Origin of the sequence: Nocardioides sp. 31GB23, from assembly GCF_040012395.1 — a bacterium.
GTDB classification, from domain to species: Bacteria; Actinomycetota; Actinomycetes; order Propionibacteriales; family Nocardioidaceae; genus Nocardioides; species Nocardioides salarius.
On sequence record NZ_JBDYKJ010000063.1, the window covers coordinates 19780 to 28766 of the forward strand.

At 71.9% G+C, this 8987-nt stretch carries 5 protein-coding genes; all 5 read left to right on the plus strand.

From position 1 onward, the window contains the following. The first annotated feature begins 19 nt into the window (after window positions 1–19). The 5 genes from ABKW28_RS17800 to ABKW28_RS17820 all read left to right on the plus strand — a co-directional run bounded on the left by ABKW28_RS17800 (window position 20) and on the right by ABKW28_RS17820 (window position 8949). Window positions 20–2440, plus strand: coding sequence for a DNA translocase FtsK 4TM domain-containing protein (locus ABKW28_RS17800; protein WP_348612110.1), 2421 nt, complete (start codon window positions 20–22; stop codon window positions 2438–2440). Further along, entirely contained in the window at window positions 2437–4302 is a 1866-nt protein-coding gene (locus tag ABKW28_RS17805) for a helix-turn-helix domain-containing protein (RefSeq protein ID WP_348612100.1), read from the plus strand. Before ABKW28_RS17800 ends, ABKW28_RS17805 begins: the two co-directional genes overlap by 4 nt. A gap of 49 nt (window positions 4303–4351) precedes the next feature. Next, complete coding sequence (gene rimO / locus ABKW28_RS17810) at window positions 4352–5836, plus strand: 30S ribosomal protein S12 methylthiotransferase RimO (RefSeq protein WP_348612102.1); 1485 nt, start codon at window positions 4352–4354, stop codon at window positions 5834–5836. Beyond that, on the plus strand, window positions 5833–6477 hold the full coding sequence (gene pgsA / locus ABKW28_RS17815; protein WP_348612104.1) for a CDP-diacylglycerol--glycerol-3-phosphate 3-phosphatidyltransferase: 645 nt from the start codon (window positions 5833–5835) through the stop codon (window positions 6475–6477). Before rimO ends, pgsA begins: the two co-directional genes overlap by 4 nt. Before the next feature lie 198 nt (window positions 6478–6675). Continuing rightward, window positions 6676–8949: a bifunctional UDP-sugar hydrolase/5'-nucleotidase gene (locus ABKW28_RS17820; RefSeq protein WP_193669281.1), complete on the plus strand. Its 2274-nt coding sequence runs from the start codon at window positions 6676–6678 to the stop codon at window positions 8947–8949. Window positions 8950–8987: the final 38 nt, after the last annotated feature.

Here is an 8987-nt window from a genome sequence, read left to right on the forward strand (position 1 = left end):
CAGCCCGGTGCTGCTCACGCTGGGCGCGGTGGCGCGCGGGATCGGGGCGGTGTGGCTGGCCGTGGCCCACGGCGTGGGCGCGCTGGCCCGGGGGATCGGGCGCAGCGCCCGCGACCTCGACCCCGAGCACCGTCGTGACGGCGCCGGCCTGCTGCTGCTGGCGCTGGCGGTCGTGACCGCGGGGGCGGTGTGGTTCCAGATCCAGAGCCCGGTCACCGACCCGGTGCGCACCGCCGTCGCCGGCTCCGTCGGCAAGCTCGGCTGGTTCGTGCCGATGGCCCTGGTCTGGGTCGGCTGGCGCACCATGCGCGACCCGGTCAGCAACGGCCCCGCGGGCCGTCAGGTCATCGGGTGGACCGCGCTGGCCTTCGGCCTGCTCGGGATCGTGCACATCGCCAACGGCAGCCCGCAGCCGGTCGCCGGCGACGCGACCCCGCTGCAGGCCGGCGGGGGAGCGGTGGGCTACGTCGTCTCCTCGCTGCTGCTCGACCTGCTGCGCTCGACGTACGTCGTGGTGCCGCTGCTGCTGATGCTCGTGGCGTTCGGCGTGCTGGTCGTCACCGCCACCCCCGTCTACCAGGTGCCCGACAAGCTCGCGGCCCTGCGCGACCAGGCCCTGGGCCGCCACCTCGACGACGACGAGCGCGCCCCGCGCGGTCGCTCGCGCCGCGAGGACGACGAGATCGACCCCGACATGGGCGACCCGGCGTACGACACCCCGGTGCTCAGCGACCGCGAGATCGACAAGCGCAAGCGCAAGCGGGAGCGCGACGCCCTCGACGTGGCGATGGACGAGGACCTCACCGTCGAGCAGCAGGCCGCGCGCGGCGAGCGCGAGGACAGCAGCGTCGGGGTGGACATCTTCGCCCCCGCCCCGGTCGTGCCCGAGCCCAAGGCCGCCAAGGAGGAGCTCGAGCCGCCGCCGCACTCGCCGCTGCCGCCGCGCGTCGAGCAGCTCTCGCTCTCGGGCGACATCACCTACTCGCTGCCGGCCAACGAGGTGCTCAAGCCCGGCTCGGTGCACAAGGCCCGCTCGAAGGCCAGCGACGACGTCGTCGCCCGCCTGACCAACGTGCTCGACGAGTTCGGCATCGACGCCCAGGTCACCGGCTACACCCGGGGGCCCACGGTCACCCGCTACGAGGTCGAGCTCGGCGCCGGCATCAAGGTCGAGAAGGTCACCGCGCTCAGCAAGAACATCGCGTACGCCGTCGCCTCGGCCGACGTTCGGATCCTCAGCCCGATCCCGGGCAAGTCCGCGATCGGCATCGAGATCCCCAACATCGACAAGGAGATCGTCAGCCTCGGCGACGTGCTGCGCTCTGGCACGGCCCGCAGCGACCACCACCCGATGGTCTGCGGCCTGGGCAAGGACGTGGAGGGCGGCTTCGTCGTCGCCAACCTGGCGAAGATGCCGCACCTGCTGGTGGCCGGTGCCACCGGCTCGGGCAAGTCGTCGTTCATCAACTCGATGATCACCTCGATCCTGATGCGCTCCACGCCCGACGAGGTCCGGATGATCATGGTCGACCCCAAGCGGGTCGAGCTCAACGCCTACGAGGGCGTGCCGCACCTGATCACCCCGATCATCACCAACCCCAAGAAGGCCGCCGAGGCGCTGGCCTGGGTCGTGCGCGAGATGGACATGCGCTACGACGACCTGGCCAACTTCGGCTTCCGCCACATCGACGACTTCAACAAGGCGGTGCGCGCCGGCAAGGTGGAGGTGCCCCCGGGCAGCGAGCGCGAGCTCTCGCCCTACCCCTACCTGCTGGTGATCGTCGACGAGCTCGCCGACCTGATGATGGTCGCCCCCCGCGACGTCGAGGACGCGGTCGTGCGGATCACCCAGCTGGCCCGAGCGGCCGGCATCCACCTGGTGCTGGCCACCCAGCGCCCCAGCGTCGACGTGGTCACCGGCCTGATCAAGGCCAACGTGCCGAGCCGGCTGGCCTTCGCCACCTCGAGCCTCTCCGACAGCCGGGTCATCCTCGACCAGCCGGGTGCGGAGAAGCTGGTCGGCCAGGGTGACGGGCTGTTCCTGCCCATGGGGGCCTCCAAGGCCGTGCGTGTGCAGGGCTCCTGGGTCACCGAGGCCGAGATCGCGCAGGTCGTGCAGCACTGCAAGACCCAGCTGGAGCCGACCTACCGCGAGGACGTGACCGCCCCGGCGGCCGCCAAGCGCGACCTCGACGACGACATCGGCGACGACATGGACCTGGTCATCCAGGCGATCGAGCTGGTCGTCTCGACCCAGTTCGGCTCCACCTCGATGCTGCAGCGCAAGCTCCGCGTGGGCTTCGCCAAGGCCGGCCGCCTCATGGACATCCTGGAGTCCCGTGGCGTGGTCGGTCCCTCCGAGGGCTCCAAGGCCCGTGACGTGCTGATCAAGCCCGACGAGGTCGACGGCCTGATCGCGACCCTGCAGGGGGAGATGTGAGCGAGGACCAGATGGACCCGACCATGACCGAGACCCAGACCGAGAGCCAGGCCGAGACCCAGGTCGAGGCCGAGCAGCGCACCGTCGAGGTGCGCCGTGACGTGCGTGTCGCGGCCGGCCTCGGCGTCGTGGCCACCCTGGTGGCGGCGGCGTACGTCGTGCGCGTCGCCGGGGGCGGCAGCGCCCTCGACTGGGCGCTGCTCACCCTGGTGGGCGCGATCGCCGCGGTGCACCTCGCGACGCTGGCCGACAGCCGGGCGCCGCTCTTCGTCGCCGACGAGCACGGCGTGCGGCTGCGGCGCGGCCGCAGCTGGCACGGCCTGCCCTGGAGCGACATCGACGCGGTCGAGGTGCTCGCGCGCCGCCGCTTCTGGCGCGACGGCTCGCTCGACGTGCTGGCGGGCGAGGACGAGCCGCGCAGCGTGCCGCTGGCCCTGGCCACCACCGTGACCGGGGTGCCCGAGGGCTCCGACCTGGTCGCGGCGCTCGACGAGCTGGCCGACGGCGCCACCGAGGTCGTCCAGATCGAGGGCTACGAGTACGTCGACGAGGACGAGTGGGCCGCGGCCCGGGGCGACCTGGAGGCTGAGGCGCCGCTCGCCGACCAGCCCGAGGTCCAGCCCGAGCTCCAGCCCGAGGTCCAGCCGGACCCGGTGCTCCACACCGACACCGACACCGACACCGACGAGACCACCGAGCCCGCCGCGCACCGCCTGCCCGACCCGCGCCCGCTGCTGGCCCAGGCGATCGGCCGTGTCGCCTCCGGGCTGCCCGACCGGTTCCGCCCCGGCGGCGCGTCGGCGGGGGAGGCCCGGCCGGTGCTGGAGCCGGCGGCGTCGTACGCCAGCGCCACCCCGGCGGCGCTGCGCGACCCGGTCACGGCCGTGCGCGCCGAGATCCGCAGCGACGTGAGCCTGGCGCGCCCCGACCAGGACCAGACCCAGGTCTTCGGCGCCAACGCGCTGCGCCTCGACACCCACGACTCGGAGGGATCCGACACCGCCGTGCGGCTGCCCGAGGCCCGCGAGCTGCGCCGCCCCGGCAGCGTGTCGCTGGTCGAGGACACCGTGCAGTGGAGCCAGCGCGACGAGCGGGTCCGCCCGATCGCCACCGAGGGCTCGCCGGTCGAGCCGATCGTGCTCGACGACCTCGGTGAGCCCGCCGCCGATCCGGTCATCGGCCCCGAGCTGGCCGCTGCTCGCACCCGGCTGGGGCTCAGCGTCGACCAGCTGGCCGACCGCACCCGCATCCGCCCGCACGTCATCGAGTCGATCGAGGTCGACGACTTCGCGCCCTGCGGCGGCGACTTCTACGCCCGCGGCCACCTGCGCACCCTCGCGCGGGTGCTGGGCACCGACGTGACGCCCCTGCTGGCCCACTACGACGAGCGGTACGCCGACGCCCCGATCAACCCGCGTCGCGTCTTCGAGGCCGAGCTCGGCTCGGGCGGCGCCATCCGCGCCACCCGCGGCGGGCCGAACTGGTCGGTGCTGATCGCCGCGGTGATGGCGCTGGTGCTGGCCTGGTCGGTCGCGCGGCTGATCACCGACAGCCCCGTCGAGCTTCGCGACCCCGTCCCGCAGCTCTCGACGGCCGGGTCCACCACCGCCGGTGAGCCGGTGCCGGTGGTGCTGACGGCTGCCGGCGGCGGTGCCGAGGTCGTGGTCCGCGACGGTGCCAACGAGCTGGTCTACAAGGGCTCGCTGGCCTTCGGCGAGACCAAGGTGCTGACCAAGGTCTCCCAGCCGGTGCGCGTGCAGTCCAGCGACGGCTCGCTCGAGGTCAGCGTCGACGGCGTCGAGCAGGGCGCGCTGGGCAGCACCGGCCAGGAGGCGCAGAACACCTTCGTCGCCGACCGGTGAGCGCTGGTTCGCGCGGCCGGGTGCCGGGCGGCCATACTCGACGACAGCCATGAGCACCCAGACACCCGCCGCCCCTGACCAGACCACCGCCCCCGACCTGCTGTCGGTGGCGATGGTGACCCTCGGCTGCGCGCGCAACGAGGTCGACTCCGAGGAGCTCGCCGGCCGCCTCGAGGCCGGCGGGTTCCGGCTCGTCGACGACGCCTCCGAGGCCGACACGGTCGTGGTCAACACCTGCGGCTTCGTCGAGGCCGCCAAGAAGGACTCCGTCGACACCCTGCTCCAGGCCGCCGACCTCAAGACCGAGCACGGCGGCAAGGCGCAGGCGGTCGTGGCCGTCGGCTGCCTGGCCGAGCGCTACGGCAAGGACCTGGCCGAGTCGCTGCCCGAGGCCGACGCCGTGCTGGGCTTCGACGACTACCCCGAGATCGCGGCGCGGCTGCGCTCGATCGTGGCGGGGGAGACCCACGAGGCGCACACGCCCCAGGACCGGCGCCGGCTGCTGCCGATCAGCCCGGTCGAGCGGGCCGCGACCGAGCTGGCCGTGCCCGGCCACGGCGACGTCACCACGGTCGGCCAGGGCGGGCCCGCGACCGGCCCGCGCGCCGTACGCCGTCGCCTCGACTCGGGGCCGATGGCGCCGCTCAAGCTGGCCTCGGGATGCGACCGCCGCTGCTCGTTCTGCGCGATCCCCGCCTTCCGGGGCTCCTTCGTCTCGCGCCGGCCGGCCGACGTGCTGACCGAGGGGCGGTGGCTGGCCACCCAGGGGGTGCGCGAGCTGTTCCTGGTCTCGGAGAACTCCACGTCCTACGGCAAGGACCTCGGCGACCTGCGCCTGCTCGAGACGATGCTGCCCGAGCTGGCCGCCATCGAGGGCGTGGAGCGGGTGCGGGTCTCCTACCTGCAGCCCGCCGAGACCCGCCCGGGGCTGATCGAGGCGATCGCCACGACGCCCGGCGTGGTGCCCTACTTCGACCTCTCCTTCCAGCACGCCAGCAACGCCGTGCTGCGCCGGATGCGCCGCTTCGGCGACCCGGAGAGCTTCCTGGGCCTGCTCGAGCAGGTCCGCTCGTTCGCGCCGCTGGCCGGGGTGCGCTCCAACGTCATCGTCGGCTTCCCCGGCGAGAGCGAGGACGACCTCGAGACGCTGTGCGACTTCCTGGTCGCCGCCCGGATGGACGTCACCGGGGTCTTCGGCTACTCCGACGAGGACGGCACCGAGGCGGCCCGCCTCGACGGCAAGCTCGACGAGGACGAGGTGCGCGCGCGCACCGAGCACGTCACCGCCCTGGTCGAGCAGCTCAACTCCGAGCGCGCCGAGGAGCGCGTCGGCGAGCGCGTCGAGGTGCTCGTCGAGGCCCTGCTCGACGAGGACGGCGACCCGCTGGCCTCCGGCCGTGCGGCCCACCAGGGCCCCGAGGTCGACGGCACCACCTACCTGCCCGAGTCCGCTGGGCTGCGCATCGGCGACTTGGTGCCGGCCGTGGTGACCGGCACCGACGGCGTCGACCTGATCGCCGAGGAGATCCGATGACCGAGCCCACCAGCGAGCGGTCGGGCGCCGCGCAGTCGACGCGCCCGAGCAACTGGAACCTGCCCAACGCGCTGACGACGCTGCGCATCGTGATGGTGCCGTTCTTCGGCGCCGCGCTGCTGGTCGACGGCGGCGACTCCGCGACCTGGCGCACCGTGGCCTACGTGATCTTCGCGCTCGCCATGATCACCGACAAGATCGACGGCGACATCGCGCGGGCCCGCAACCTGGTCACCGACTTCGGCAAGATCGCCGACCCCATCGCCGACAAGGCGATCACCGGCATGGCCCTGATCGCCCTGGCCATCGTGGGCGACGTCTGGTGGTGGGTCACGATCGTGGTGCTGCTGCGCGAGTGGAGCGTCACCCTGATGCGCCTCTCGGTCGCCAAGCGGGTGGTGATCGCCGCCAAGGACCTGGGCAAGTGGAAGACCACGGCGCAGGCGCTGGCGCTGGGTGGGCTGACCCTGCCGCTGCGCGACCCCGACCTGCCCGACGTGCTCGAGGTGCCCGGCGAGGTGCTCTTCTACCTCGCCCAGGTGCTGCTGGCCGTGGCTGTCGCGCTGACCCTGTGGTCGGGCTGGGAGTTCTTCCGCGACCTGTGGAGGCAGCGCCACACGCTGCGCGGCCCCCGGGGCTGAGAGCCCTCTTTCACGAACGGCCACGACCCGACAACGGGAGATCTTGCCGAGTCGTGGCCGCCCGCGGTGGCAGTGGTTGACCGGATTGTGCTTTCGGGATGTCTGGACATCCAAGGTTCACGTGCCGGAAGCATTTGAGGCCCTCACGACGGATACGTTGCGCTCGCCGTATCCGGATAACCGTAAGGACCCACACACGTGTCATCTCGCACCCTGGCGGGACGGGCCACCCGTCCCCTCGCCGTCGGGCTGGGGCTGGGCCTCGCCGCCAGCGCCCTGACCCTCACCACCACCACCGCGGCGTACGCCGCGGACCCGGTGTCGATCACCCTGCTGAACATCAACGACTTCCACGGTCGCATCGATGCCAACACCACCAGGTTCGCCACGACCATCGAGCAGATCCGTGCCGACAAGGGCGAGGCCAACACCTTGTTCCTCTCGGCCGGTGACAACATCGGTGCGTCGGTCTTCGCCTCCAACGTGCAGGACGACGAGCCGACCATCGAGGTGCTCAACGCCCTCGAGCTCGCCTCCTCCGCCGTCGGCAACCACGAGTTCGACAAGGGCTTCGCCGACCTGACCGGTCGCGTGGCGGGCCTGGCCGACTGGAGCTACCTGGGCGCCAACGTCTATGCCGAGGGCACCCAGGAACCCGCCCTGCGCGAGTACGACACCTTCGAGGTCAACGGAGTCACGGTGGGCGTGATCGGCGCCGTCACCCAGGAGACCCCCACCCTGGTCAGCTCGAGCGGCGTCGCCGGCCTCGACTTCGGTGACCCGGTCGAGGCCGTCAACCGTGTCGCTGCCCAGCTGTCCGACGGCGACGACGCCAACGGCGAGGCTGACGTGATCGTGGCTGAGTACCACGAGGGTGCCGGCGCTGGTGTCCCGGACGGCTCCACGCTGGAGGAGGAGGTCGCGAACGGCGGAGCCTTCGCTGAGATCGTCAACAGCACCGACGCCGAGGTCGACGCCATCTTCACCGGCCACACCCACAAGCAGTACGCCTGGGACGCTCCCGTCCCTGGGGAGACGGGCACGACGCGCCCGATCGTGCAGACCGGTTCGTACGGCGAGAACATCGGCCAGATCGACCTCAGCGTCGACCCGGAGAGCGGTGACGTCACGGCTTCGGCCGGCCAGAACGTCGCCCGCGCCGCCGAGGAGGACCTGTCCTACCCCCGGGTCGCCGAGGTCAAGACGATCACGGACGCGGCCATCGAGTTCTCCCAGGAGATCGGCAACCAGCCGGTCGGCGAGATCACCGACGACATCACCACCGCCTTCGGCGGCGGCTCGTACGTCGACGGGGAGTGGACCGGCGGCGGGCGCGACAACCGCGCCGAGGAGTCGGCCATGTCGCACCTGGTTGCCCAGGCGCTTCTCGACGGTTTGCCCTTCGGCGAGCCCGACATCGGTCTGACCAACCCCGGCGGGCTGCGTGCGGACTTCCTGTACGCCGGCAACACCGCGGAGAACCCGCAGAACACCGACGGTGTCGTCACCTTCGCCGAGGCGAACTCGGTGCTGCCCTTCGGCAACACCATCGTCACCGCCGAGCTCAGCGGCGCCGACCTGATCACCATCTTCGACCAGCAGTGGCAGACCGCCGAGTCGCCGGAGGACCCGACGCCCAGCCGTCCCTACCTGGCGCTGGGTGCCTCGGAGAACGTCGACGTCGTGGCCGACCCGACTGCCCCGACCGGCGAGCACATCCTGTCTCTCAAGATCGACGGTGAGGAGGTCGACCCGCAGGCGACGTACTCGGTCGCGACCTTCAACTTCCTGGCCGAGGGCAACGACAACTTCCGCGCCTTCCGCAACGCCGAGGTCACCGACTCGGGGATCAGCGACGCCGAGCTCTTCCGTGACTACATCGCCGAGAGCTCGCCGATCAGCCCCGACCACGACCAGCGCCAGATGCTCGTCGACACCGACGACAGCGGCGTCAACGGCGGGGCCAGCGAGACGATCGAGGTGACCAAGCTCGGGCTCACCTCCCTCGGGTCGCCCGAGGACTCCTCGGTGACCGTCACTGGTGGCGGCGAGGAGCTCGGTACGTTCCCGGTCGTCGACCGGGCCGCCAGCATCGTGGTCGACGTGCCGGTCGAGCTGATCGGTGACTCGATCACCCTCACCAGCGAGCAGGGCGTCACCGCGACCCTGCCGGTGCTCAAGGCCGAGCCGGCCATGACGCTGAAGCGCAAGCCGGGCAAGGTTGTTGCTCGCCAGACGAAGATCAAGGTCATCACCCGCGTCCGCGTCGGTGAGGAAGCAGCCGAGGGCCGGGTTCGTGTCCGTGTCCCGGGCGGCCAGACCTTCGCCGGTCGTCTCAACGACAACGGGCGCGTCGTCATCAAGGTCACCAAGACCTTCGGCCGCCCCGGCGGCAAGAAGGTCGTCGTGACCTACCTGGGTGACGACACCACCGACCAGGCCTCGAAGACGCTGCGCTTCAAGGTCCGCTGATCCACCCGTCAGGCCCGCCGACCCCACGTCGGCGGGCC